The organism is Acetobacterium wieringae, assembly GCF_026646375.1.
GTDB classification, from domain to species: Bacteria; Bacillota; Clostridia; order Eubacteriales; family Eubacteriaceae; genus Acetobacterium; species Acetobacterium wieringae_A.
Genome location: NZ_JAIPPU010000005.1, coordinates 1 through 24,983 on the forward strand (window position 1 = coordinate 1; position 24,983 = coordinate 24,983).

Below are 24,983 nucleotides of genomic sequence, written 5' to 3' on the forward strand. Positions count from 1 at the left end.
CCTGCAACATCGGAATTACGAGGATTTTTGTTGATTATTATGTGCGAAGTTTGAGTTAATTAAATATTCTGCCCGTTTACTTAAGATTCTTTTTTTATCAATGCTTTCCTACTCCTAAATGGCCTTATCAAAAAATCCGTTTGATAGGGTATCAAAAATTATTTCCCGCCCAACCGGTTCTCAGCCCCTTAAAATCCCAGCAGATCCAGCACCTTATCATCGACATGGCGGTTCTTGCCAACAAAGGGATAATTGTGAATATGCAGGGCCGGGTTGAAATTCAGTTCGATGATACTATAATTCTTGTCGTCAGGGACTTTTTGAATATCCTGGATAATGATATCCGCGCCACAGATTTTGGCTCCCACCGCCTGCGCCGCTTTAACGGCAATAGCCTTGTAATCAGCAATGATCTCATCGGTAAAATCAAGGCTGTCACCGCCAGTGCTGATGTTGGAATTTTCCCGCAGATAGACGGTTTCGCCAGGGCCGGGAATGGTCTCGATCGATTTAGACTGCTCGCTGAGAAAGGCAATTTCGGTTTTATCCAGCCGCAACTTCTCCAATGGCGTGACATAGCCCTTACCCCGCAGCGGATTCAGGTTTTTCTCAGCTACCAGTGCTTCGATGGTATGCACCCCATCGCCCACCACATTGGCCGGAACCCGATGAAGAATCCCCACTACCTCATCGCCGATAACCAGAAAGCGATACTCCTTGCCGGGTATGAATTCTTCAATCAGCACCGCGGTATCATGAGTGAAAGCCTGGATTACTGCCATCTGGTAGCAACTTTCACACTGGAGATTCTTATGAATCACAATCCCCAGCCCAAAGTTCGAGGATTTGGGCTTCACCACAATATCTTTGCCCCGAAATTCTTCATAATACACCATCGCTTCGGCTGCCGATTTGACCTTAATCCCGGCCGGCACGTTGATGCCCTTTTCACGCAACACCAGCTTGGTGACTTCTTTATTCTCCATAATCAGCGGTGCGATATAGGTGTCGGCTGATGTCCGGGTCGCCTGTTTGACATACTCTATTTTATCGCCTTTTTTAAGCCGGATAAAATTGTCTTCAAGATCCAGGATCTCAACCGCAATCCCTCTGCGCTCGGCCGCGTTAATCAGCATCGCCGTTGATAATTCCAGTTTTTTATCATTTTTTTCAAACATCACTCTTCTCCCTTTTTATCGCCGCAGCTCTGGCTATAAAGTCTTGATTCTTTATTATAGCAGTTTTAACTATTGATAACAGTCTGTTTTGAATAAAGTATCCAATTTTTGTTGACATTTTTGTAGCATCAGTATAGAATGAGCTTGTGAATTATTTAACTAAATAGAAAGATAGCTCCGAGCCTTGATTACCTAAAGCATTGCTATGGGATCAGGCCGATAGGGTGTAGATGGAAACGTTTGCGCCTCCACGTTGGGAAGGGGTTAATTCTTCAAATCACAAAGCAATATTCTGATTTATTTAGCATACTTGTTTTGATTTGGTATGCTTTATTCTATTTCAGTATGCTTATTTTGCTTCGGCTTGCTATGATTTGATTGCGTTAATTTAAGAAGACCAACTGGTCTTCTTTTTATTTTTGTTTTAATGATTCCGGGGGAAGTGGCTTCCCCGACTTGTTATGCACCATCAGATGAAAGGAGGTTTCAATTAATGGAATCAATCACATTAACATCAGACTCTTCCTAACCCAGTTATTCTATCCACGATTCAGATCATCGGAAATCATGAAAGAATAAAAAACTTTGGAGGAACTATGGAAACCAAAAAATATTTTGCACCATCGGAAATTGTTGACGTTGCCATTGGCGCAGGGATAAAAAAAGTCTCAACCCCCTATTTAAAAGAATTCATGCTGGCAATACTGGCCGGTGTTTTTATCGGCTTTGCATCAGAAGGTTCCAATATGGCCGCTTTCAATCTACTGGCAGATCCGGGGACTTATGGACTTGGCAAATGCCTTGCCGGAGCGATATTCGGTACCGGACTGATGCTGGTCATCATTGCCGGTGCTGAAATGTTCACCGGTCAGACCCTGATCACTGCCGCCGTGTTGGACAAAAAAGTCCGACTCTCTCAAATGCTAACTAATTGGGGACTGGTATGGATCGGAAACCTGGTCGGTGGCGTCTTTCTGGCCTACATGATGAGTCAGAGTGGGCTGTTCAACAGCGGTGACAGCCTGCTGGGTGCCATGACCATCAAAATTGCCGTCGGAAAAGTCACCATGCCGTTTATGTCAGCTTTCTTTTTAGGGCTTATGTGTAACTGGCTGGTCTGTTTAGCTGTCTGGATGTCCTTTGCCGCTAAAGACATTACCGGCAAGATTCTGGCCATCTTTTTTCCCATCTGGCTGTTCATCACCTCTGGTTTTGAACACAGTGTGGCGAACATGTATTATATTCCGGCCGGGATCTTAGCCAAAGCCAATCCCAAATGGGTGGAAGTTGCCCTGGCTCATGGCGTCACCCAGGATAAACTGGATGCGCTCAACTGGACCTCCTTTTTTCTAAACAACGAACTGCCCGTGACTCTGGGTAATGCAGTCGGCGGTGGCCTGCTGGTAGCTGCTTACTACTGGTTTGTCTATAAATCAGACTTTGGTAAAAAGGATGAACTTAAAAACTGATTCCCATCCATTAGACCCTGATCCATCCGCTCAAAAAAGTCCGACAGCTGAGTTACTTCACCTCAGCTGTTCGGACTTTTTTATCGCAACTGTTGTGGTTATACCTAATCTGATCAACTCAGATATTAACCGCACAAGGGGCTTTATCTTGATAAATCCGTAGCAATCAAAGCTCTTTTAACAGCACCGTCAAGCGCTCACAGGTATCGTCCAGCTCGCGAATTTTATCACCCAGCTGTTTCGAGGTATCTTCTTTATCGACGATGACCCGATTGACCAGCTCGCTGAGTTCCTGTTTTAGTGTCTGCGATTCCCGCTCCAGCACGCCCTTAAAATCCCGGACACTCTCGCGGACCTTGTACTGATAATTATAAATCATGTTATTGATATTGTGCTCCACGTCAGTCTGCATTTTGCTCAGATAACGGGTGTAGATTTTTTTATTGACGTAACCCCGGGGCATCAGGTAAACCAGATCATTCATGTCCACCAAAAAGGCCGCCGGCTTCTGATTGACCTTGACATAGAAATCATCCCGAGAGGACAGGGTATGTACGGTAGTGTCAACCTGATAGTTAATACCGAAGAGTTCCGCCACCACTTTGCTCAAAAAGGCCTTCAGATCATCAATTTTCTGATTGAGCAGCTCAGCCAGATGTTCGTACCCCGACGAAAGGCTGGCTAGACCCCGCTCGCTGAGGTCATTGAGCTGGGTCGACAACTGGATTTCCAGTAGCGTCATCAACACTTTTTCCAGTTCTTTCGGTTTCGCCTCCCGATTCTTTTCATAAGCGGCGGCCATTGCCACTGTCAGTTTTTCCCGAATCCCGGCAGAACCGTCCTGTAACTCGGTCCGAATCTGCTCCAATAGCTCATCAATATGGCGCAGCAGATAAAAGGTGGCATCTTTGGTAATCTGATCCAGACTGCCCAGCTTCTCTTCCAGTTCCCGGCGTTTTCCCTCCAGATTTTTAAGGGGCATGCCATAAGCCCGGCGGTACAATTCCAGGTGGGAAAGGGCCACCCCCAGCACCTCGCGAAATTTGATCTGCACCGATTCGACAATGATCTGATCGGCCGAAACTGTAATGTCTGCCGCTATTTTTGCAAACAGCGTATCCATCCCCGCGTTGGTTTTGGCACTGATGGCAAACAGCTCAATGGTATCCACGGCCATAATCTCACAGAGAATCTCATGGCAATAAGCCAGATAGATTTCCAGATCATCCTCGCTGATGGTATCGATCTTATTAATCGCAAAATAGAATTTGGCAGTGTAATTTCTGGCCTCAACCAAAAATTCCCGCTCGATTTCGTTAATCGGACTATCCACCGAGAGCATAAAAATGATCGCGTCGCTATCCTTCATAATGGCATAGGCTTCATCGGTATTGTTCTGATGAATCGATCCCACCCCGGGAGTATCCACCAGGGTGATGCCGTCTTTGAGAAAATCATCGGGCAGAAAAAGATTGACAAAAGAAACCCCCTTCTGGTTGTTAGGGTTCTGCTGTTCGGCAATATACCCCACCAGCTGCTCCAGCGCCACCGTCTGACTCTCCCCGCTTTTAAAATGAACCACAGCCAGCTCATTTCCATATTGGATGCGCGTCGCCACCGAGGTCACCGGAATGATCCCCACCGGCAGTACCGCTGCCTCCAATACCCCATTAATAAACGAAGTTTTACCCCGTTTGAACTGGCCAATCACAGAAATGACCAGCTCCCGGTTGGCAATTTTTGTTTTTAGATTTTCGATTTTTCTGATGTCTTCTTCACTAACCCCTGTTCTCTGGAGTAAAGCTGTTACAGTATCAATCGTTGTCATCATATTTTTTTTGCTCATCCACAATTCCTCTCTTCATCGGATCTTTTGACTGCAGCTGGTATTCATTTTAATGTTTTTTGCACAAATCAAAAAAGCCGATGCTCCTGTATAATTAACAGAAGTCATCAGCGTGTCAGCATTTTGGCCAAAGTCAGGGCGAACTTCATCACCTGTTTAATTAGTTAATCGATTCAGTCGAAAAATTCAATCGCTAATTGTCATATTTGTCCAAATATGATGGCAATTATTCATATTTTAATTTTGATTTCGATTTCATTCCACCTTTTGTTGACACGATTATTGCTCCATGATAACATTATTTCATACAAGGTGATGGAGTTCACCTGAATTGCGTACCAGCTGATGACTCCTGCAGGATTTGTAATGCTGCAGGTTTTTTTATTGTCTGAAATTACCCGCCCTTACAAAAACTGATAAATAAAACCCTTCGTGTCAAACTATTTGTTCACTTGAGTCAGGAGGACTATCATGAAAAAATATTACTTTATCGCCGCTGGCGGCGCTGTTGGCGCCCTGTTGCGGTTCGAGCTCAAAAACGCCCCCACTCTTTTTCAATCGGCGGATCAGCTGATCAATCTGGCCCTGACGATTTTGGTCATCAACCTGATTGGCTGCCTGATATTGGGGATGCTCAATGCCGTTTTCTCAAAAACTGAACGAATCAGCACCGATGTCAAGCTGGGCTTAACCGCTGGATTGGTGGGCGCCTTTACCACCTATTCAACCTTCTGCAAAGAGAGTCTGAATATTCTCGATGCCGGCTACCTGCGTTTTTTCTGTTACTATGTGGCGGCCTCCATTATCCTGGGGGTCGGTGCTGTTTACCTGGGCCATCTGATCGGCCATCATATTTTACATCCGGTAGGCCTGAATCTGGTAACCCGATTCAGCATTGATACCAATTAAGGAAAACAACTCATGGAAACTTTATGCGTCATTGTCGGCGGTGCTTTAGGCAGCACCACCCGTTATTACCTGGGCAAACGTTTTGCCTCCCGGCACCAGCACATTCCGGTCGGGACCTTTATCATTAACGTGTCCGGTGCCTTTCTTCTCGGTGTCGTCACCGGTTTTGATATCTCAGCCCTGCTTTATGGTTTATTTGCCGAAGGCTTTCTGGGGGCCTATACCACCTTTTCCACCTTTATGTTTGAGGACTTTGTCCTGCTCCAGAATAACCGGATCCTCAGCGCCATTGTCTATGTGCTGGCTACGCTGGTTTTGAGCTTTCTGGCTTTTTATGGCGGATTCGTCGTTTCTGCTGCATTTATAAGTTAACAACAAAATTTAACAAAAAAAACACATCAGCGCCTTTTACCCGGCAATGATGTGTTTTTTTTAATTAGTTGGTTTAAAGCGCTAACCCTTCACCACATTCCGAAACTCACCTTTTAGGAAACAGGCCAGATTATCAACAGCAATGTCCATCAGCCGTTGCCGGCTTTCCCGGGGGGCCCAGGAAATATGCGGCGTGATAATGATGTTTTTGGCCTGGAGCAACGGGTTGGTCAGTTTGATCGGCTCGGTGGAGACCACATCGACCGCGGCGCCGCCGACCTTACCACTGTTGAGGGCATCGCGGAGATCTTCTTCAACAATCAGCTGGCCCCGGGAATTATTGATAATCAGAACCCCATCCTTCATCTTGGCAATATTTTTGGCATTGATGATCCCCCGGGTTTCGGCAAACAGTGGGCAATGGAGGACGATCACATCGGCTGCTGCAAACAATTCGTCCTGGGTTACATATTGGCAGTTTTCTGCTTCCAGCTCCGGGTATTTATTGATATCATTGGCCAGTACCTTCATCCCCAGGGCTTGGGCAATGTGACCGGTACGCTGGCCGATTTTTCCAAAACCAATGATTCCCATGGTTTTTCCACTGAGTTCAATCAGCGGGTGATTCCAGAAACACCAGTCCGGGTTATTTGTCCAGTCACCGCCCAGCACCGCCCCGGAATGATCACCAACCCGATGACACAGTTCCATCAGTAGCGCGATGGCAAACTGCGACACCGCATAGGTGCCATAGGTGGGAATATTGGACACGGTAATACCCTGTCCACTGGCGGCTGCCACATCCACCACGTTATAACCGGTGGCCAGCACCCCAATATATTTAATCTGTTGGCAAATGTCCAGGGTTTCGTTGGTAATCGGAGTTTTGTTCGTGAAAATTATTTCCGCATCACCAATCCGCTGGCAAACCTCCGCTTCGGTGGTTCGCTCATAAACTGTTAACCGCCCCAATTTTTCCAGATTTTCCCAGCTGAGATCACCGGGATTTAATGTATATCCATCTAAAACGACTATTTTCATTTCGGTCACCTGTTTTCTGTACGATTTTGTATGCTCTCTTTTGTCACTTTCTTTTTTACTCCGGCAGCACATCCGGCGGCGGCGCCTTGATCAGAATCAGCTCCAGGGTTTCGGGATTGAAGTTATTGAGATTCATTTTGGTATTAAAGGGTATTTTTAAAACCGTCCCCGCCGGATAGGCGTAATAATCCTGATCATCCAGCTGCAGCGAGACAATCCCCCGCACGACTGTCATATAGACGACAGCATTGGTATAGTGCTCGGGGAATCCGTCACTCTGATTTATAATTACATGCATATAATGAAGGTTTTCATCGAGAATAACCTTTTCAACCACCTTGTCATCTCCGCCTGTCAATTTGAAAATCTGCTCAACCATTGTCTTTCTCCTTTTCTGTTCGCTTCTGCAACCATACAATTGATACGATGTTAGGTATATACCCGAGTGTCAGCATTTTAAAAGATTGAAACCAGTATTTTTTAGCTGTAACTAAGAAATTTTTAGCTTATCTGCTGTTTTTTAACTGTTTGAAATTGAAAGCTTTTATTTAATCACCTCCTGGTTGATTTTATCAACTATAATCAACTGCAAATCGATTGTGCTTTTATGATAAAGGTTCTATAATCAGGATGAGGTGATGAAATGAAAGAACTTAATATTGGTAAAACGATCGTAACCAAGCGGCGCGAAAAGGGTTTGACCCAAGAAGATCTGGCTGCCTATATCGGGGTGTCCAAGGCCTCGGTTTCCAAATGGGAAACCGGCCAGAGCTACCCGGATATTACCCTATTACCCCAGCTCGGAGCCTATTTTAATATTTCCATCGATGAACTGATGGGCTATTCCCCCCAACTGACCCCGGCAGCGATCAAGGCCCTTTATCATCGGCTGGCCGATGACTTTGCCAGCATACCCTTTGATGAGGTTCTGGCCGAATGCGAAACGATCATTAAAAAATACTACTCCTGTTTTCCACTGCTACTGCAGATGGCGGTACTGCTGGTCAATCATCATATGCTGGCTGCTAATCGCAAAAGCGCCAAAACGATTCTGGATCAGGCCGTCACGCTGTGCCAGCGGATCAGAGCCGAAAGCGATGACCGGAACCTGACCCGGGATGCGATCGCAATTGAAGGCACCTGCTATCTGATGCTCAACCAGCCGGCACAGGTTATGGAACTGCTGGGTGAAACTGTCCGCCCCTTCCCCACCGATACCGAAATGCTGGCCCAGGCCTATCAGATGGCCGGTAACCCGGACAAGGCCCGGCAGGTGTTGCAGATCAGCAGCTATCAGCATCTGCTATTTCTGGTTTCCACGGCTTCCGCCTATCTGATGCTCAATGCCAATGATCTTGGCTCGGTTGAAAAGATTCTGACCCGCACCCTGGGGGTGGCCGAGCTCTATGATCTGGATGCCCTCCACCCTAATACCATGGCTCAGGTTTATTACGCCGCCGCTCAGGTCTATGCCAGTCATCAGGATGCCGACACCGCCCTGGCCTATCTGGCTGACTATACTAAGGTCTGTGTTTCTGACTTTTTCCCCTATGCCCTTCACGGTGACGACTATTTTGACGCCATCCAGCCCTGGTTTGAGGATTTCGACCTGGGAGTAGGACCTCCCCGCAGTGAGGAAGTCATTAAACAAAGCATGCTGGATGGCTTGGTGGAAAACCCCCAGTTTGACTTTATTAAAATGGATCGCCGCTTTCAGGATCTGATAAAACAATTGGAAGCACATTTAATTAACAAAGGAGACAATCAATGAAACGACTCGGAATATTTTTAGGATTAACTTTTTTTCTGACCTGGGCTCTGGAATTCGCTTTAATGGCCAATGGCGGGCTGTCCAGCAGCTATAGCATTTTTGTTCTATCAGCGGTAATGCTGATGCCGGCTATTTCAGTGGTGGCAACCCGGCTAATTACCAGAGAAGGGTTTAAAGATTTTGGGCTCAAGCCCCATCTGAGAGGTAATGTCCGCTATTATCTGATCGCCTGGTTTGGCCCGGCGCTGCTGATTGCATTGGGCGCACTGATCTATTTTCTGCTGTTCCCCAGTCAGTTTGACCCCACCATGAATCAGATGGCCAGCCTCTATGCGGCACAGGGTGTATCCCTGCCAGAAGGTACCCTATTTACCATCTTTATCGCCCAGCTGGCGTTGGGAATTTTTTTAAGCCCGCTACTGAACATCATCACCACCTCTGGCGAAGAAATCGGCTGGCGCGGTTATCTGCTACCCAAGCTGATGGAAAGCTACAGCCCCCGGGTTTCGATTATTATTTCCGGGGTCATCTGGGGTTTGTGGCATGCGCCGATCATTGCTATGGGGCATAATTACGGCACCGGCTATTCCACCGCACCCTGGGGCGGGATTCTGGCGATGGTCGTCTTCTGTTTGTTTATTGGTTCCTTTTTCTCATTTCTGGCAATTCGCACCAAAAGCTTTTTGCCGGCTTCGATCGCCCATGGTTCCCTGAATGGCTTTGCTGCTATATCAATCTGGTTTACCCTGGGAACCCCCAGCCCCTTTCTCGGGCCCTCGCCCACCGGCGTCATCGGTGGCATCGGCTTAATTATCGTGGGTATCATCTGTTTTATCCTGATTGGAGCAAAAAAACCAGAATTACCGAAATAATGTATCAATTGGAAAGTCGCTTATTGTCATTTTTACAGGCAAACAACAAGCGATTCTTCAAATTTTTATCGACATTTCATTAATACGTTACTAGTATCTTAAATAATACTAATACCACTATTAATTTAATTTCTTCTTATTTGTATGCATGATTCTAACCTGATAAAAAAAGTCTAATATCATAAAAAATAAACGGTTTTACGATAATTAATGATTTTAAGTTGACATTATCATATAGCTTTGATATAATGTAATCAATAAAGTTGTGAAGTATATACTTTGAGTAGTTTTTCTGGTGAGCCTGTTTACGTGTTGAGAAACGTGGAAATATGTAAGCCGGGAGCATAATAAACGAAATCTGTATAAAAAAACATTTTTATGGAACTGGGGCTTGTGTAGGATCGAGAGGTCATACACTATACTATTGGACATTTTTGTCACAAATGGTATATTGTGAGTTATTTTTATAGCGAAGCTAGGGCACTCTAACTCTGTATTTTCAGAGTTGGAGTGTCCTTTTTTTATCGGTTTTTCCTTTACGATTTTGGATTTCTCGACGAACTCGGTATACATTGCTTTTCCTTGATTTTAAATCACTCAATCGCGAATGATTCAATCAAGTTAATATAAATTTACTACTTACATTCAGGAGGAAAAATGAAAAAGAAAAGAATAATGATCATGATTTTAGTGGTGCTGCTGGTCGGTGTTTTAAGTGGCTGTTCCGGAGCATCCGCTGACGAAACCACCTATTCGAAGATTATCGAAAAAGGTGAGATGACCTTTGCTATGACTGGTGCCTATCCCCCCTTTAACTTCATCGATGAAAATGGTGAATTGGCCGGATTTGATATTGAAATCGCCCATGCTATCGCCGCAAAAATGGGGGTCACAGCCAAACCCATCACCGTCGAATGGGACGGCATCATCGGCGGCCTGACTGGGAATCGCTTTGATATGATTATCGGCAGTATGGCGGTGACAGATGAGCGCCTGAAGCAGGTTAGTTTTACCGATCCCTACTACTATGACGGGGCCCAGTTTTTTGCCAAAACCGGTTCCGGATTAAAGAGCATCAGCGAACTGGAAAATGGCAAAGTCGGCGTTGTAACCGGTACCACCTTCCATGAATATTTGGACGGGATGACAAACATTGCCGAAATTCTTCAATTCCAGAGTGATGTCGATAACTTCAAAAGTGTCGATCAGGGCCGTTCCGATGGGCTGGTTACCAGTAAGGTTGTTGGCGCTCGCGCTCCGATTGATTATGGCGTCGCCATTGAGCCAGTCGGCGATCTGCTTTATACCGAAAACATCGCCATTGCCATTCGTCAGGAAGACACGGAATTACTGGAAGCCGTCAACCAGTCTCTTGAGGCGATCATAGCCGATGGCACCTACTCCGAAATCAGCAACCGCTGGTTTGGCATGAATATTCTTGAAAAATAGCAACCTGTTATTCAGGCAGTCCGGTACCTAACCGAACTGCCTGAAGCCATTTGAATACTAATCACAACTATCTGAATTTAAACCAATTCTAAAACGGTGACATCCGTATTTTTTTGTAAAGACGATACGGATGTCATCATTTTATAATGATTCTAAAACAGGAGGTATCCAATGGATGCTGTCATCAATAATAGTATCGAATTTTTTAAAACGGTGGTAGAATTTGCGCCGAAGTTTATTCCCGGTGTTGTTTTAACGCTACAACTGGCCTTCTTTTCAATCATTCTGGGAATGATCATCGGTCTGGTGGTGGCCGTTTTAAAACTGACCAAATATAAGTGGTTAAAGAAAATTATGGACGTTTATATCACCATCGTCCGGGGAACTCCGTTATTACTTCAATTGTATTTTATCTTTTATGGACTCCCCAGCCTGGGCATCATGATAGACTCCTTCCCCTCTGCGATCATTGCCCTGGCCCTGCATAATGGCGCCTACATCAGCGAAATCTTCCGGGGCTCCATTGAATCCATCGACTATGGCCAGCGTGAAGCTGCCCGGTCGCTGGGTATGACCAAATGGCAGGCGATGAAACGAGTGGTGCTACCCCAGGCCTTTAAGCGATCAGTCCCGGCTTTGGGAAATCAGTTTATCATTGCCGTCAAGGACTCTTCCCTGGCCAGTGTTATTACCATCACCGAAACAATGCTGTTGGCCCGTCAGTTTAGCGCCGCCACCTTTAATGTCTTCCCGATTTATTTCACCGCCGGAGTGTACTACCTGATTATTACCATGGGACTGACCAAAGTTCTCAGTCAGGTCGAATTAAAGTTAAAAGTGAATGAGAGGTAAACAATGAGCATGATTGAAATTAAAAACTTACACAAATATTTTGGCGAACTGGAAGTGTTGCGTGGCATCGATTTAACCGTTTCCGAGAGTGAGGTCGTCTGTCTGATTGGTTCCAGTGGATCGGGAAAAAGCACCCTGCTGCGCTGTATCAATTTCCTGGAAGAAAAAAACGAGGGTGAAATTTATATTGATGGGCAAATGGTAACGGCCAAAGAGATCAACGAAATCCGCCAGAAGGTGGGCATGGTTTTTCAGCGCTTTAACCTTTTTCCCCATATGACGGTGCTGCAAAATGTGATGGAAGGTCCCATTACGGTTAAAAAAATGGATCGGAAGAAAGCCCGGGAGCTGGCCATGACATTGCTTGAAAAGGTTAACCTGCTGGATAAGGCCAACGAATACCCGGCCATGCTCTCCGGTGGACAGCAGCAGCGGGTGGCCATTGCCCGCTCGCTGGCGATGGAACCCAAGGTGATTCTTTTTGACGAACCGACCTCGGCCCTCGATCCGGAGCTGGTTGGCGAGGTCCTGGGCGTCATGAATGACCTTGCTAAAGAAGGCCGAACGATGATTATTGTGACCCATGAAATGGGCTTTGCCAAAGAGGTGGCGGATCGGGTCATCTTTATTCATGAAGGTCAGATTGCTGAAGAAGGTACCCCGGAAGATATTTTTGATCGCCCGGAAAACGAACGACTGCAGAACTTTCTGGGGCAAATTTTAGTCTAACCGACAATTTTGCCTGAACCAAAGTACCAGTCTCCGCATCAATCTCTTTTGATTTAGCTATGCTGAAGTGCTATACTGTTGATACGACAAATTTTAATCCACAGTCAGTACAGGAGGAAATCAATGAAGTTATTTGTATATGTCTTAAGCCAGCCGGATAAACTGGATCCACTGCTGGCAGCCTTGGCGTCCAAACAAATATGCGGAGCCACAGTGCTGGAAAGCCGGGGCATGGCCCGACACCTCAGTCATCTCCACGATGCCGATGAAATCCCGATTCTCGGTTCGTTAAGATCCTTTCTCAATCCGGATGTGGCCCAAGGCAATGTTATTTTTGTGATTCTCGAGGACGAAAAAATAGGCCAGGTTATCGACGTGATTGAAGCCACGGTCGCCAATCTGGATGAACCGGATTCAGGGATTGTCTTTACCATCCCCGTCGACTTCGCGAAAGGTCTGTGTTCAATTGGAAACTAAAATCATCATCGAAATTGCAATCATGCTGTTAGCCGGAATTCTGCTGGGACGATTGGCCAAACAATTCAAAATGCCCAATGTCACCGGATACCTGTTTGCCGGACTTATTTTGGGCCCTTCGTTTCTCAATCTCATCTCGATGGATATGGTCAGCGGTTTTGTGGTGATCTCGGATATTGCCCTGGGTTTTGTCGCCTTTTCAATTGGCAGCCAGTTTGACCTCAACTATTTTAAAAAGGTCGGTATCGCTCCGATTGTGATTGCCACAGCGGAAGCCCTGATGGCCGTCATTCTAGTCACTCTGGTGCTGATACTCTTCGGTTTTGATCCCAAGCTTTCGATCATGCTGGGAGCCATTGCGGCCGCCACCGCACCGGCTCAGACCATTATGGTGATCAAGCAATATGATGCCAAAGGCCCCATGACTTCGATGCTGATGAGCGTCGTCGCCATTGATGATGCCATTGCTCTGATCGCCTTTGGTTTTGCCGCAACCATTGTCAATGCCATGAATGCCACGGTTAAAACCAATCTGATTCTCTCAATCCTGGCGCCTTTTTATGAGGTACTGATTTCATTTATTCTGGGCGCTGTGGCGGGAATCCTGATGAAAGTGTTTTTTCGTTATTTCAAGAAGCCCTCCAATCAAATCTGCATTGTTATCGCTATGATTCTGCTGACCTACTGGGTCGCTGATGTGTTTCATGGTTCCCCCTTACTGGCCTGTATGGCCCTGGGCGGTGTCCTGGTAAACATTTATCGGGATCATATCGATGCCCTGATGAAAACTACCGATGCCTTTACGCCACCAATTTTCTTGGTCTTTTTTGTGATCTCCGGTGCCGGATTTCAGGTTTCTGCACTACCAGCCATTGGACTAATTGGCATTATCTATGTGGTCGTCCGGGTTATCGGCAAAATGGCCGGTGCTTGGTTTGGCGGGCGCATCACCCATCAGAACGAAAATATCTGCAAATACCTGGGCCCAACCCTGATGCCCCAGGCTGGCGTCGCCTTAGGACTGGTGGTCGTGGCAGCCAAGATTGTGCCTCTTTATGCCGAACAGATTCAGGTCGTCATTTTATGTTCCACCTTCATTTATTCGGTAGTCGGCCCGGTTGCCGCCAAGTATGCCCTGGTTAAAGCCAGAGAAATCACGCTGCCTGAAACCAGAACAATAGCTCCTAAAAAAATTCATTCCTAAACCTGCAATGGCGATGCTTCCTTAAAAACAGGAAGCATCGCCATTGTTACTTTATTTCCACGTTATTGGGCTTTTAAGAGCTGACGCTCTTTTTTAAAACTTCAACCTCGACAGGCAACTCAAATCAAAAGTGCCAACAACTTGGCCGAACGCATCCCGGACGCCAATCTGATTGATGCCGTTTTCCAGACAGATCCGGATCCCGACAATCAGCGGATCCGTCTCCCTGGCCCACAGCATCGTTTCTTTTTCTGAGACATTGCCGTTAAAAGAACAAACCACCTGAGCGATTTTGACAATATTCAAATAGGACAAAAAGCCCTTGTTGCCGATAAAATCATCGGCAAAATGGCTCTTGCTGTGAAAGACGATGGTATCCCGGGACCCCATTTCCATGATTTGACCCTGGTTCATTACCACAATTTTAGTCCCCAGCTTGATGGCTTCCTCAATGTCGTGGGTGACAAAGACGATGGTTTTATTCAGGGTTTGATAAATCCGGATGATTTCATCCTGAAGCACCGCCCGATTAATCTGATCCACCGCCCCCAGAGGCTCATCCATCAAAATAATCTCGGGATCGGCCGCCAGGGCCCGGGCAATGCCGACCCGCTGTTTCTGGCCGCCGCTTAATTCCTTGGGATATTTTGGCAGATAATCTTCTTCCAGACCAACCAGCTTAATAAGCTCCCGGGCCCGTTGCTTTTTGAATGTTTCGCTGGTCTTTTGAATATCAAGAACATAGGAAATATTTTTTTCGATGGTCAGATGGGGAAACAGGCCGACCTGTTGAATGACATAACCGATGTTGCGTTTTAAAGTTATTGGATCCCACTCTTTGAGTTCTTTTCCCTTGATCCGGATTTCGCCACTATCCGGCTTGATCAGGCCATTGATCATTTTTAACAGGGTCGTTTTGCCGCAGCCGGAAGGGCCGATCAGCACGACAAACTCGCCCTGTGAAACGGTCAGGCTCAAATTTTTTATAATCGGTTTCCCGGCTTGATACTGCTGACTGACATCACGAAACTCAATCATTGGTTTATAACAAGCCCTTGGCTTTCAGGAATTCGGCGGCGACTTCCCCGGCATCCCGGTTTTCTTTTTCGACATAATAATTCAACTGCTGCATTTCCTGATCACTGATCTGCCCCGCCAGCTGATTAAGAATTGCTTCCAGTTCAGGGTACTTATCCAGCGTGTCCTGACGGATTACCGGGGCAGCTTCATAGGCCGGGAAAAATCCCTTATCGTCTTTTAACACCTTTAAATCATATTCGGCCAGTAGACCGTCGGTGGAAAAATTATTGATCACATCCACCTGACCCTCGCCGATGGCCTTATATTTCAGGCCGATATCCAACTCTTTGGTTTCCTTGAAATTAAAACCATAGGCGGTCACTAAACCCGGGTAGCCGTCTTCCCGTTCGTAAAAATCATACTCGGCGCCCAAAATCAAATTATTACTCTGAGCCGCCAGATCCGAGAAGCTATTAATGCCCATGCCATCCGCTTTGCCTTTATCCATGGCCAGGGCATAGGTGTCATTAAAACCGTAGCGATCCAACCAGGCAAAATTATATTTTTCCTGATACTGGCTCTTTACTCCTTCATAGAGGGCTTGAGGATCGGTCACCAGCTCATTTTTCAGGACAAACAGCCAGCCGGTTCCGGTATATTCTGGATAGATGTCGATTTCTCCGGCTTCCATGGCTGGCTGAATGTTGGAGCTTCCGCCACCAATACCCATTTTATACTCGACTTTTATATCGGAATTGGCTTCGATCAGCTGACCCATCATTTCAGCAATGATATAGCTTTCTGCCATCGGTTTTGACGCAATAACAACTTTCTTTTCCTGATTTTGACAACCGGCTGCTAACAATACCAGCACGCCAATTAATGCTAAACCTATCCACTTTTTCATTTTGTCCTCCTTAATAATCTTTTTTCGATAATTCCCAATAAGCCATCAGCCACAAAAGCCAGCAAGGCCACCAGCAGACTGCCAGCCACCGTCATTTCATCAAAATTCGTGGTAATCCCCCGCCAGATCGCTACCCCCAGGCCACCGGCGCCGATAAAGGAAGCAATCCCGGCCAGAGCGATGGTCATCACCACCATGTTGCGGATCCCAGCGATAATCACCGGTAAGGCCAGGGGAAATTGAATCTTTGACAGCAACTGCCAGGGGGTGCTGCCCATTCCCACCGCCGCCTCAAGAATCTGATCATCTACTTCAGTGAGCCCCACATAGGTATTGCGGATTACTGGCAGCAGCCCGTAAATCACCAGGGCGATGATCGCTGTGGTATTGCCGATGCCGGTGATTGAGACAAAAAAACCGAACATGGCAATAGAGGGAATGGTATAAAGCACGTTAGTCAGGCCAATCACCACGCTAGCCGCTTTTTGTGATTTGGCAATCAGAACCCCGGTGGTCACCCCCACTACCGTAATAATCACAATCGCAATCAGACTCAGCACCAGATGCTGGAGCAGCAGTTCAATAAAAAAGTCGCTGCGGGTCTTAAGCAATTCGCCTAAATTTTTAATGAATTCCATCGGCATTTCCGTCTCTTTCATCATGTTTTAAATTATTTTGACCCCGTCGTCAGCGACTGCCATCAATCCGACCGATTTAACTGGAAACCCTCAATATCGTTTGCCAGACGACTGCATGGCTACTGCCATTAATTGACCAATGGCAAAACAACCCAGCCTTCCATTTGTTATTACCAGACATTCTAGTTTATACCCAAATATTTTTGTCTGACACAAGGTAATTCCAAAGATCGTCTTGACACGGTTAATCATCTCCCATTGTGTTCTAATGGCCGCCAATAATTCCGCTTAATTTTTATTTATAGGTGAATATTTTTAATTCATTTGGGTAGGCATCTAATAGGATTAAGATTCACACCCGAAAGGAGAACCAATGAAACTAATCATTCACGACTTAAACCAAAGTGAAGCTGATCGTTTATTCGGACATCATCCTGACGACGCAATCTTAATTGGAAAAGATCAGGAAATTCACCAATGTGTTGGCTGTTTTGGCTGCTGGGTTGAAACACCGGGATTCTGCAAAATAAAAGATGACTTTTGCGATATTGGAAAACGGATGGCCCAAAGCGACGAGGTCGAAATCGTTAGTCGCTGCCTTTATGGGGGGTTCAGCCCCTTTGTTAAGAACGTCCTGGACCGCACCCTGCCTTACCATCAACCCTACCTCACAATCAGAGACGGCGAAATGCATCAGAAAGACCGATATAAAAATCATGTGAATCTAACCGTTCGGTTTTATGGTGACGATATCACCCTGCCGGAGAAAACCACGGCAGAAAGATTTGTGGAGTATAACGGGGTCGACCTCGATGCCCAATCCCATACTGTTAGCTTTTACAAAAATATCGAAGAAATGGAGGCCGCACGACAATGAAAATTGGATTGATCAACGGTAGTCCCAAAGCTATCGGCAGTACCTCGGAAGTGCTGCTTGACGAACTGAAAGGACTGATCCCTGACGATCATGATCTGGTCAGTGTTGGGATGCATCATGCCATGCTTAGTTCTACCCAGTTGGAAGACATCGCCAGTTGTGATGTCCTGGTTTTTGCGCTGCCGATGTATATGGGCGGAATCCCCTCACATATGCTTCACTGCCTAATGCAATTGGAAAAAGCCCTGGTTGAATCGCCGCATCCCATAACTGTTTACGCCATCGTCAACAATGGCCACTATGAAGGGATTCAAAACGAAACAACCATCGCCATGATCAAAAACTGGACCAACCGGGCCCATCTAAAATGGGGTCAGGGTATCGGTATCGGAACTGGTCTAATGATCGCCCTGGCAAAAGATGTCCCGATGGGACATGGAACGAAAAAAAATCTGGCCCATCCTTACAGCACCTTTGTCAATAATCTGCTGGATCGGCAATCCGGCGATAACCTCTATGTCAACCCCACCTACCCCCGTTTCGCCTTATTGCAGGGCGCCAATCACGACTGGACCAAACAAGGCAAGGCCCACGGATTGCGCAAAAAAGACTTAACCCTGGCACCTTAAAACAACAACGACCTCCACATCAGTGGAGGTCGTTGTTGTCGATAAACTACCGTACCGACCAATTGTTAATCTGTTGTATGCGCACAATTCGTACAGTTGCTATTAAAGATTCGGCTAATTATGACCGTTTCAGCGCAACTGTTCGCCTTGAGGCACACAACATGATCTAACAATTGTCGGTACTGGGTTAGCTTTTTTAACGTCTGAGACCTCCACGTCTGTGGAGGTCTCTTTATGGCTTAATGTATTAAGCTCAGCTGCTTCTCAAAGTCGGCTGCAGGCAGCGGTTCGCCCCAGTAATAGCCCTGAACCTCATGACAGCCTTTTTCCTGGAGAAAAGCCAGCTGTGCCTGGCTTTCCACACCTTCGGCAACTACCAAAAGCCCCAACTTCTGGGCCAGATGGATCATCACCGAAATAATCGATTCATCCTTGGGATTAACTCCGATACCCCAGATAAAGGAACCATCGATTTTGATGCGATCCACCGGCAGGTCGTTTAAGCGGCTCAAGGACGAAAACTCGGTACCAAAATCATCAATGCTAATGCCCAACCCCAGTGCCTTAAGCTGGTGAAGGGTCAGAATCATCCCACAAGATTCGGCCATGGCGATGGTCTCGGTGATTTCCAGCTCCAGATATTGCCCGGCCAGGCCGGTTTCGGTCAGGCATTTCTCAACAATAGCAGTCAGATCACTGTCAAATTGCGCCGCCGACAGATTGACCGCTACCGGCAATGGCCTAAATCCCTGCGCCTGCCAGGCTTTGTTTTGGGCGCAGGCAGTCTTAAATACCCATTGGCCAATTTCACTCATCAACCCTTTTTGCTCGGCAATCGGAATAAATACCCCTGGAAGAATCATTCCCAGTTCCGGATGTTGCCACCGTAGCAGAGCCTCATAGCCAACCATCGTTTGGCTGCTTACATCAAATTTGGGCTGATAGTAAAGCGCTAGTTGCTGCCGCTCCAGAGCCCGATGGAGACTGTTGGTCAAGATCATTTTTTCCCGGATACAATTTTTCATCTCCTCAGAACAAAACACTACTTGTCCCTTGCCATTTTTTTTGGCGTCATACATGGCCAAATCGGCATGTTTGATCAGTGCCGAAACCGTCTCCCCATCTTCTGGAAAGACAGCGATTCCGCCACTTGCCGAAATATAAAACTCCTGCTCCCCCAGACACACGGGCTCTTTAAAAACTGCCATCAGTTGCCTTGCCACATCAAGCAGCTCATTCTTATGATTCAGCTGTGAAACCATGATCAAAAATTCATCTCCGCCAAACCGGGCCAGAGAATCGCCTTTACGCATATTGTCTGACAACCGTTGGCCGATATGGTTAAGTAGGTGATCGCCCCAGTCATGCCCCATGGTATCATTGACTTCCTTGAATCCATCAAGATCCACAAAAATAACACCCAGCTGACTACCGTTTGACTTCATAGCAGCCATTGATTTTTCCAGTTGTTCATGAAAAAACACCCGATTGGGTAAACCCGTCAGCGTATCATAATAAGCCCGGCAGTGAATTTCGTTTTCATTCTCAACCTTACCGATGGCATCAGCCAGCGTATTCGCCAAGACGCGCAACAATTCCGGATCCGTCAGCGCTGGCACTTTGGCTTTTCCGATTTTGTCAAAGCCCAGAAAGCCAATGATTGTTTCCCGGCTCTGAATCGGAATAAGTAGCATTGCGGTGATTCCCTGCTGCACCATCATCGCTTTTTCCGGTTGGGCTTCAGCCGGTAGTTCATCGCAGGATCGCAGATAAACCAATTGATTATTAAAAATTGTTTTGGTAAACCAGGGGAACTTAGTCTGCCGGATATCTTCGTTAAGATTCACCGACGGAAAGTAGGGCTCGGCCAGCCACTCATTGGTGCAGCGCAGTTCACCCGAATCCTGAAAAAAACGTCCCACAAAAACCCGGTCGGCATTCATAATTTCACCACTGGTTTTTAATAAATACTGAACCTTCTCGTCAAAGTTGTTGGCAGACACCGACACAAATTGAGTCGTGACCTGGGAGATCATCTTTTGAAAACTGATCTGGCGGTTATTCTCGGTCAGTCTGGCAATATAAATGCGATTGGTATAACCCGCCAAGAGAATGGCCACCAGGCAGATAAAAAGTCTGGCCAGATATTCCCGGGTGCCCACATTGACCCATTGATCGGATTTCCATAAGACGATCACCAGACCACTAATAACGGTCACGGTCGCCAACAGTATAAACATTCTCTTTTGTTTAAAAACGATGGTTACTGATAAAAAAATCAGAGGCACTGCCCACACTACATTGGTCAGATAGGTACCGGGGCGAAAAAGTGACAGCGGAATGGCCACCGCCATCAACGCCGCGATCATCCGATCCTGATTGGCAATTGACAGTCCCGAAAAAGGCAGACTGTAAATAAACAGCCCCAGAACCAGATCGATGGTACTGACCGCCATTAAGCGCCATAACGGGAGATTGAAAAAGATAGCATTCCCCAAACCAATAACACTGATCACCACAAAAATCATCGCTATTGATCGAAACAGGCCCCGATGGGTTTCATCGCTGAGAATTTCACTGAACTTAACTTTTTTGTCTGATTTCTCGGGAACCATCAGTTTATACTTCTTGACATCAAAGGCAAAGGCCGTCACCGGAATCAGTATAATAATCGGTGCCACCGAGGGAATCGGGTAAGCCAGCAGGTTGTTTGCCATCATTTCGGTGAGCGTACCCAAAGCAATCGCAATCGCAAAGGCCAGTAATAGCCAGAAGGCCTGTTGTTGTTTTCGGCGGTCTGGGGTGCTCCGGTACCACTGAAACAAAAGTCCCAGTGTCAGCAACGAAAAACTCAGGTAATAAAGATTGTAAAAGATATCCCAGAAATTGTTGACAGGAATATTTCCCCATCCCATTGGGGTTTGAACCAGATTGTACTGGGCATCAGCCAGCTGGGGAAACAGGGCAAAAACTGCAATCGTGATCACTGCTGGCAGATAAATGGCAATTCGAATCTTAAGATTACCCAACCACTGCTGGTGTTCGGTTAAAATCAACATAAAATGGAGCATCACACTAAAGGCAACACCCCAGCCCAGGGCCGCAATCCGCCGCCAGATCAGCACACTCTGGACATCACTTAGGGTATTTGAAATGGCAAAGCCAAAGGCCCATACCGCATAGCTCATGCATAACCAGAAAAAAACCTGATTGAGCTGTTCTTTTTTGTTGAGAAACAAACAGAAAAATCCCAGGCAGCTATATAGAATAAATATCAAATAGAATAAAATAGAAATTTGGGTTTGCTGCATTTTATCCCCTTACGCTCTTTTTTATGTACTTGCAACCGGGCCTGGCTAGCCGTTTACGCAAATTTTTCTTGCGCCAGCCGCACTTCCTGACAAACGAGCCTACTCGCCCCATCGCTTACCGTTAGTTTATCCCGGCAAACTGCCTGGCATAAATTTCTGCTTCAATTGCTGCCGCCGATACCGGCTTGGAGAAATAAAATCCCTGGATTTCATCACATCCATGCGCCTGAAGAAAAGCCAGCTGTTCGGCTGTTTCCACCCCTTCGGCAGTGACGGCCAAGCCCAATTCCCGGGCCAGATCGATCATGACCGTGACCAACACTTCATCCCGGGGCTTCACCCCGATTCCCCAGACAAATTGACGATCAATCTTAATCCGATCAACCGGCAGATTCTTGAGTCGGTTCATCGATGAAAAAGCCGTGCCAAAATCATCAATACTGAGATCCAAGCCCAGCTTTTTTAAGGCTTGCAGTTGCCGGATAACGTACTGGGAGCTTCTCATGGCAACCCCTTCAGTGATTTCCAGTTCCAGATATTGGGGTTTAAGCCCAGTTTCAGCCAGACAATTCTTAATAATCCGCTCCAGATTGGAACTGCGAAACTGCTCCACCGATAAGTTCACCCCCATCCGCACTGGCTTGTAGCCCTGATCCTGCCACAACTTGTTCTGAGCACAGGCGGTTTTCAAAACCCATTCACCGATACCGCTAATGAGTCCACTTTGCTCCGCCAGCGGAATAAACACCTCCGGGGAAATCAGTCCCCGCTCAGGATGCTGCCACCGCAACAGCGCTTCAAATCCGTTTATTTCCAGGGTACTGGCACAAATCTGCGGTTGATAATGCAACAACAGCTCTCCTTTTGCCAGCGCCTGATGAAGACTGGTCGTCAGTGTCATCTTTTCCAAAACTGCTGCTTTCATCGTCCCGGAACAGTAGGCAATCCGACCCTTGCCGCTTTTTTTAGCGGCGTACATGGCCAGATCGGCATTTTTTATCAGGGTATGAACCGTTTCACCATCCTGAGGATAAACAGCGATCCCGCCACTACCGGAGAGGTACAGTTCCTGTTCAGCTACCAGCATCGGCCGATGAAAAATCGACATCACCTGCTCAGCCATTCTTTCCAGTTCACTGGGCTTTGAAATCTGCGGAACCATAATCAAAAATTCATCGCCACCAAACCGCCCCACCAGATCAACGTGTCCAAGACAGTCCGTCAGGCGTTTGCCAATCCGGGATAGTAACTGGTCTCCCCAGTCATGGCCCAGGGTATCGTTGATTTCCTTAAAACCATCCAGATCAAAAAATATTACGCCCAAGCTCTTTTGGGTTTTTCGGGCCAGATCGATAGCCTGTTCCAGCCGCCTAAAAAACAGCGACCGATTCGGGATACCGGTGAGCGGATCGTAGTAAGCCAAATAATTCATATCATTCTCAGCATCAACTTTGGCAATGGCGTCAGCGAGAATATTGGCCAGCAGCTGCAACCAATCCCGATTAATCCCCCTCAGACCCTTGCGGCCATCCAGTACATCAAAACCCAGTAACCCGATAATACGGTGATTACTCTGAATCGGTACCAGAATCCGGGATCGGACTTTTTGCTTTTTAAGCGCCAACTGCTCTGCCTCCGCTTCAGCTGGTAGCCGATCAACACTGGGGATGTAGACGATATCATTCTTTAAGATTTGGCTGACACTCCAGGATAACTGTTCTTCCCCTTGGGCGTGTTCAATCGAACCCTTCAGAGATTTGATGCCATCGCCTAACCATTCATGGGAATATATAACGATGTTGTCATGACGGGAAAAGCGCCCCAGATAAACCCGATCCGTTCCGGCAAAAAGACCGCTCTGCTCAAGCAGGCGATTGACTTTCTCATCAAAATTATCACGGTTTGTGGTAACAAAATCGGCCGACAGCTTTGCAATCATTTTTTGAAAGGCATCCTGTCGGCTGTTTTCCTTTAGTCGTAACACATAAATCTGAGTAATAATAGCGGTCAGTCCGACGCCAATCATGTAGAACAAGAGCCGGTAACAATAGAGCCGCTGATCCACAAGGATCCCATAATCCGGTAGCAGTAGCCAGAATAACAGTTCCAGTAGCAGTGTTAAGAATCCCAGACCCAAAAATATATTCCGGTTATTGAAAATCACTGTGAGCATCATAAAAAAGATTGGAACCGGCCAGATAATATTGCTGAATTCTGCATTAAAATGCAGCAGCATCACCACAGGCATCATAAACCCCACCATCAAACCTAAGGCATTCTCCTGCGCCGTGATGGACGTAAGAAAATAGGGAATGGCCATCACAACCGCCCCCATCATCACCAGTAAAAAATTTAAAAACATACCGGTAATCCGGGTATCACCATTGGCGATCCGGCCATAAAAATTCAGGACACTGCCGACAATCAATACAAAGCTGATGTACTTGTAGAGCCTGGAGCGGCTAAACGCTGTCAGAATCATGCCTTCCTGCTGGGCATCATTGTGACTGTCTGGGGCTGATATCATTCCATATTTATGGATCAGATAAAAGATTGCCGCCACTGGAAAAATCACCTCCACCGGAGCCAGCGACGGAATCCAGCGGTCTGGCTGGCTGGCCAACACAAAATCGGTGATGGTTCCTAAAAAAAAGGCCCCACCAAAAGAAACCATCAGAAGCATGGCTTTGGTTCGATCCGCAGAATTCTTTCGTTTTTTATACCAGCGAACCAGTAACAGCATCGAAACATAGGTAAAACTGAGATAATAACAAAGAAACATCAGATTAAACCATTGCGCATCTGTCGTGGAAATCCATCCGCCATCGGTTTTAACCATCGCGATGTGACCATATTCCGGCATGCTATAAATCAAAAAAGCGATAAGATTAATCAAAGCCGGGATATAGAGCACCGCTAACAACAACCCTTTTTTATCGGCTTGACTCCAGGGAGCATTTCTAAGAAGAATAATGACGTGCAGAAAAATACTGTAAGCCACCCCCCAACCAAGTACCGAGAAACGCCGCCAGAACAACGCTTCGGCAGCTGTCGCTGCCGAGTTGGTGGCCGCCCCGGTCAAACTCCAGAGGGCATAACAAAAACACAAGGCCGCAAAGACCCGGTTCAGCCGGGCGTCCTTATTGAGGGTTAAAGTATAGGTGCCCAAAACCACATAGATGACAAATGTCAGATAGAGAGTCATGGAGATGCTATTCTGAAGTGTCATTTGTCCTCCTTAAAAATAATTGATCAACGCTAATTTTTCTAATTATACTATATATATAGTCGAATAATCAATTGGATATTCATTTATTGCGGTAATCAGCACTTATTTTACTGACTGGAATTTAAATGGATTCAAACGAATAGAAAAATGGCCTCCAGCGTCTGGAGGCCATTAAAATCCAAATTAATACCTAGTTTAAACAC

At 46.5% G+C, this 24,983-nt stretch carries 21 protein-coding genes and 3 riboswitches; of the genes, 12 read left to right on the forward strand and 9 right to left on the reverse strand.

The genetic code is table 11. The annotated features are described in order from the left end of the window. Window positions 1-188: 188 nt before the first annotated feature. Window positions 189-1,178 carry a bifunctional glutamate--cysteine ligase GshA/glutathione synthetase GshB gene (gene gshAB / locus Q7P33_RS05900; RefSeq protein ID WP_303868371.1) on the reverse strand — a complete coding sequence of 330 codons (990 nt, stop codon included), beginning with the start codon at window positions 1,176-1,178 and terminating at the stop codon, window positions 189-191. Window positions 1,179-1,341: 163 nt separating this feature from the next. Then, window positions 1,342-1,458: riboswitch (molybdenum cofactor riboswitch) on the forward strand. Between the two features lie 316 nt (window positions 1,459-1,774). On the opposite strand from gshAB, the gene Q7P33_RS05905 reads away from it, so the two are divergent. Continuing rightward, window positions 1,775-2,647, forward strand: coding sequence for a formate/nitrite transporter family protein (locus Q7P33_RS05905; RefSeq protein WP_303868373.1), 873 nt, complete (start codon window positions 1,775-1,777; stop codon window positions 2,645-2,647). Window positions 2,648-2,813: 166 nt separating this feature from the next. On the opposite strand, the gene Q7P33_RS05910 is transcribed toward Q7P33_RS05905, so the two are convergent. After that, the gene (locus tag Q7P33_RS05910) at window positions 2,814-4,493 is read right to left on the reverse strand and encodes a dynamin family protein (RefSeq protein WP_303868375.1); all 1,680 of its coding nucleotides are present in this window, start codon (window positions 4,491-4,493) and stop codon (window positions 2,814-2,816) included. Between the two features lie 91 nt (window positions 4,494-4,584). Beyond that, window positions 4,585-4,655, reverse strand: a riboswitch (Fluoride riboswitch). Between the two features lie 140 nt (window positions 4,656-4,795). Beyond that, a riboswitch (Fluoride riboswitch) is annotated at window positions 4,796-4,855 on the forward strand. A 109-nt stretch (window positions 4,856-4,964) separates the two neighbouring features. Here Q7P33_RS05910 and Q7P33_RS05915 point away from each other — a divergent pair. Both Q7P33_RS05915 and crcB read left to right on the forward strand, forming a co-directional pair. Continuing rightward, complete coding sequence (locus Q7P33_RS05915) at window positions 4,965-5,402, forward strand: CrcB family protein (protein WP_303868377.1); 438 nt, start codon at window positions 4,965-4,967, stop codon at window positions 5,400-5,402. A gap of 12 nt (window positions 5,403-5,414) precedes the next feature. Further along, window positions 5,415-5,774 carry a fluoride efflux transporter CrcB gene (gene crcB, locus Q7P33_RS05920; protein ID WP_303868379.1) on the forward strand — a complete coding sequence of 120 codons (360 nt, stop codon included), beginning with the start codon at window positions 5,415-5,417 and terminating at the stop codon, window positions 5,772-5,774. A gap of 81 nt (window positions 5,775-5,855) precedes the next feature. Here the strand turns inward: crcB and Q7P33_RS05925 are convergent, their stop codons facing one another. Beyond that, a complete protein-coding gene (locus Q7P33_RS05925; protein ID WP_303868383.1) occupies window positions 5,856-6,815 on the reverse strand; it encodes a D-2-hydroxyacid dehydrogenase in 960 nt (319 codons plus the stop codon). Between the two features lie 55 nt (window positions 6,816-6,870). Continuing rightward, a complete protein-coding gene (locus Q7P33_RS05930; RefSeq protein ID WP_303868385.1) occupies window positions 6,871-7,194 on the reverse strand; it encodes a cupin domain-containing protein in 324 nt (107 codons plus the stop codon). A 264-nt stretch (window positions 7,195-7,458) separates the two neighbouring features. Here Q7P33_RS05930 and Q7P33_RS05935 point away from each other — a divergent pair, with 264 nt between their 5' ends. The 7 genes from Q7P33_RS05935 to Q7P33_RS05965 all read left to right on the forward strand — a co-directional run bounded on the left by Q7P33_RS05935 (window position 7,459) and on the right by Q7P33_RS05965 (window position 14,169). Further along, window positions 7,459-8,586, forward strand: coding sequence for a helix-turn-helix transcriptional regulator (locus tag Q7P33_RS05935; protein ID WP_303868387.1), 1,128 nt, complete (start codon window positions 7,459-7,461; stop codon window positions 8,584-8,586). Continuing rightward, entirely contained in the window at window positions 8,583-9,458 is an 876-nt protein-coding gene (locus Q7P33_RS05940) for a CPBP family intramembrane glutamic endopeptidase (protein ID WP_303868389.1), read from the forward strand. The genes Q7P33_RS05935 and Q7P33_RS05940 overlap by 4 nt, the downstream gene beginning before the upstream one ends. A 657-nt stretch (window positions 9,459-10,115) precedes the next feature. Further along, the gene (locus tag Q7P33_RS05945) at window positions 10,116-10,907 is read left to right on the forward strand and encodes a transporter substrate-binding domain-containing protein (protein ID WP_303868392.1); all 792 of its coding nucleotides are present in this window, start codon (window positions 10,116-10,118) and stop codon (window positions 10,905-10,907) included. Between the two features lie 171 nt (window positions 10,908-11,078). Further along, window positions 11,079-11,759: an amino acid ABC transporter permease gene (locus Q7P33_RS05950; RefSeq protein WP_303868394.1), complete on the forward strand. Its 681-nt coding sequence runs from the start codon at window positions 11,079-11,081 to the stop codon at window positions 11,757-11,759. Between the two features lie 9 nt (window positions 11,760-11,768). Then, entirely contained in the window at window positions 11,769-12,488 is a 720-nt protein-coding gene (locus Q7P33_RS05955; RefSeq protein ID WP_303868719.1) for an amino acid ABC transporter ATP-binding protein, read from the forward strand. Between the two features lie 123 nt (window positions 12,489-12,611). Continuing rightward, complete coding sequence (locus tag Q7P33_RS05960) at window positions 12,612-12,965, forward strand: P-II family nitrogen regulator (protein WP_070371315.1); 354 nt, start codon at window positions 12,612-12,614, stop codon at window positions 12,963-12,965. Beyond that, window positions 12,955-14,169: a cation:proton antiporter gene (locus Q7P33_RS05965; RefSeq protein ID WP_303868399.1), complete on the forward strand. Its 1,215-nt coding sequence runs from the start codon at window positions 12,955-12,957 to the stop codon at window positions 14,167-14,169. The genes Q7P33_RS05960 and Q7P33_RS05965 overlap by 11 nt, the downstream gene beginning before the upstream one ends. 93 nt (window positions 14,170-14,262) lie before the next feature. Here the strand turns inward: Q7P33_RS05965 and Q7P33_RS05970 are convergent, their stop codons facing one another. Genes Q7P33_RS05970 through Q7P33_RS05980 form a run of 3 tightly spaced genes read right to left on the reverse strand, consistent with a single transcriptional unit; the run spans window position 14,263 to window position 16,758 of the window. Beyond that, window positions 14,263-15,207, reverse strand: a complete 945-nt coding sequence (locus tag Q7P33_RS05970) for an ABC transporter ATP-binding protein (protein ID WP_303868402.1) — start codon at window positions 15,205-15,207, stop codon at window positions 14,263-14,265. Window positions 15,208-15,211: 4 nt separating this feature from the next. Further along, window positions 15,212-16,096 (reverse strand): glycine betaine ABC transporter substrate-binding protein, encoded by an 885-nt coding sequence (locus Q7P33_RS05975; protein WP_303868404.1) that lies wholly within the window; start codon window positions 16,094-16,096, stop codon window positions 15,212-15,214. Further along, window positions 16,093-16,758: an ABC transporter permease gene (locus Q7P33_RS05980; RefSeq protein WP_303868406.1), complete on the reverse strand. Its 666-nt coding sequence runs from the start codon at window positions 16,756-16,758 to the stop codon at window positions 16,093-16,095. The genes Q7P33_RS05975 and Q7P33_RS05980 overlap by 4 nt, the downstream gene beginning before the upstream one ends. 349 nt (window positions 16,759-17,107) lie before the next feature. On the opposite strand from Q7P33_RS05980, the gene Q7P33_RS05985 reads away from it, so the two are divergent. Further along, entirely contained in the window at window positions 17,108-17,611 is a 504-nt protein-coding gene (locus tag Q7P33_RS05985; RefSeq protein WP_303868408.1) for a flavodoxin family protein, read from the forward strand. Further along, the gene (locus tag Q7P33_RS05990) at window positions 17,608-18,240 is read left to right on the forward strand and encodes a hypothetical protein (protein ID WP_303868410.1); all 633 of its coding nucleotides are present in this window, start codon (window positions 17,608-17,610) and stop codon (window positions 18,238-18,240) included. Before Q7P33_RS05985 ends, Q7P33_RS05990 begins: the two co-directional genes overlap by 4 nt. A 239-nt stretch (window positions 18,241-18,479) precedes the next feature. Here Q7P33_RS05990 and Q7P33_RS05995 read toward each other — a convergent pair whose 3' ends face one another. Both Q7P33_RS05995 and Q7P33_RS06000 read right to left on the reverse strand, forming a co-directional pair. Further along, window positions 18,480-21,551: an EAL domain-containing protein gene (locus Q7P33_RS05995; protein WP_303868412.1), complete on the reverse strand. Its 3,072-nt coding sequence runs from the start codon at window positions 21,549-21,551 to the stop codon at window positions 18,480-18,482. A 121-nt stretch (window positions 21,552-21,672) separates the two neighbouring features. Next, window positions 21,673-24,780, reverse strand: a complete 3,108-nt coding sequence (locus tag Q7P33_RS06000; protein ID WP_303868415.1) for an EAL domain-containing protein — start codon at window positions 24,778-24,780, stop codon at window positions 21,673-21,675. Window positions 24,781-24,983: the final 203 nt, after the last annotated feature.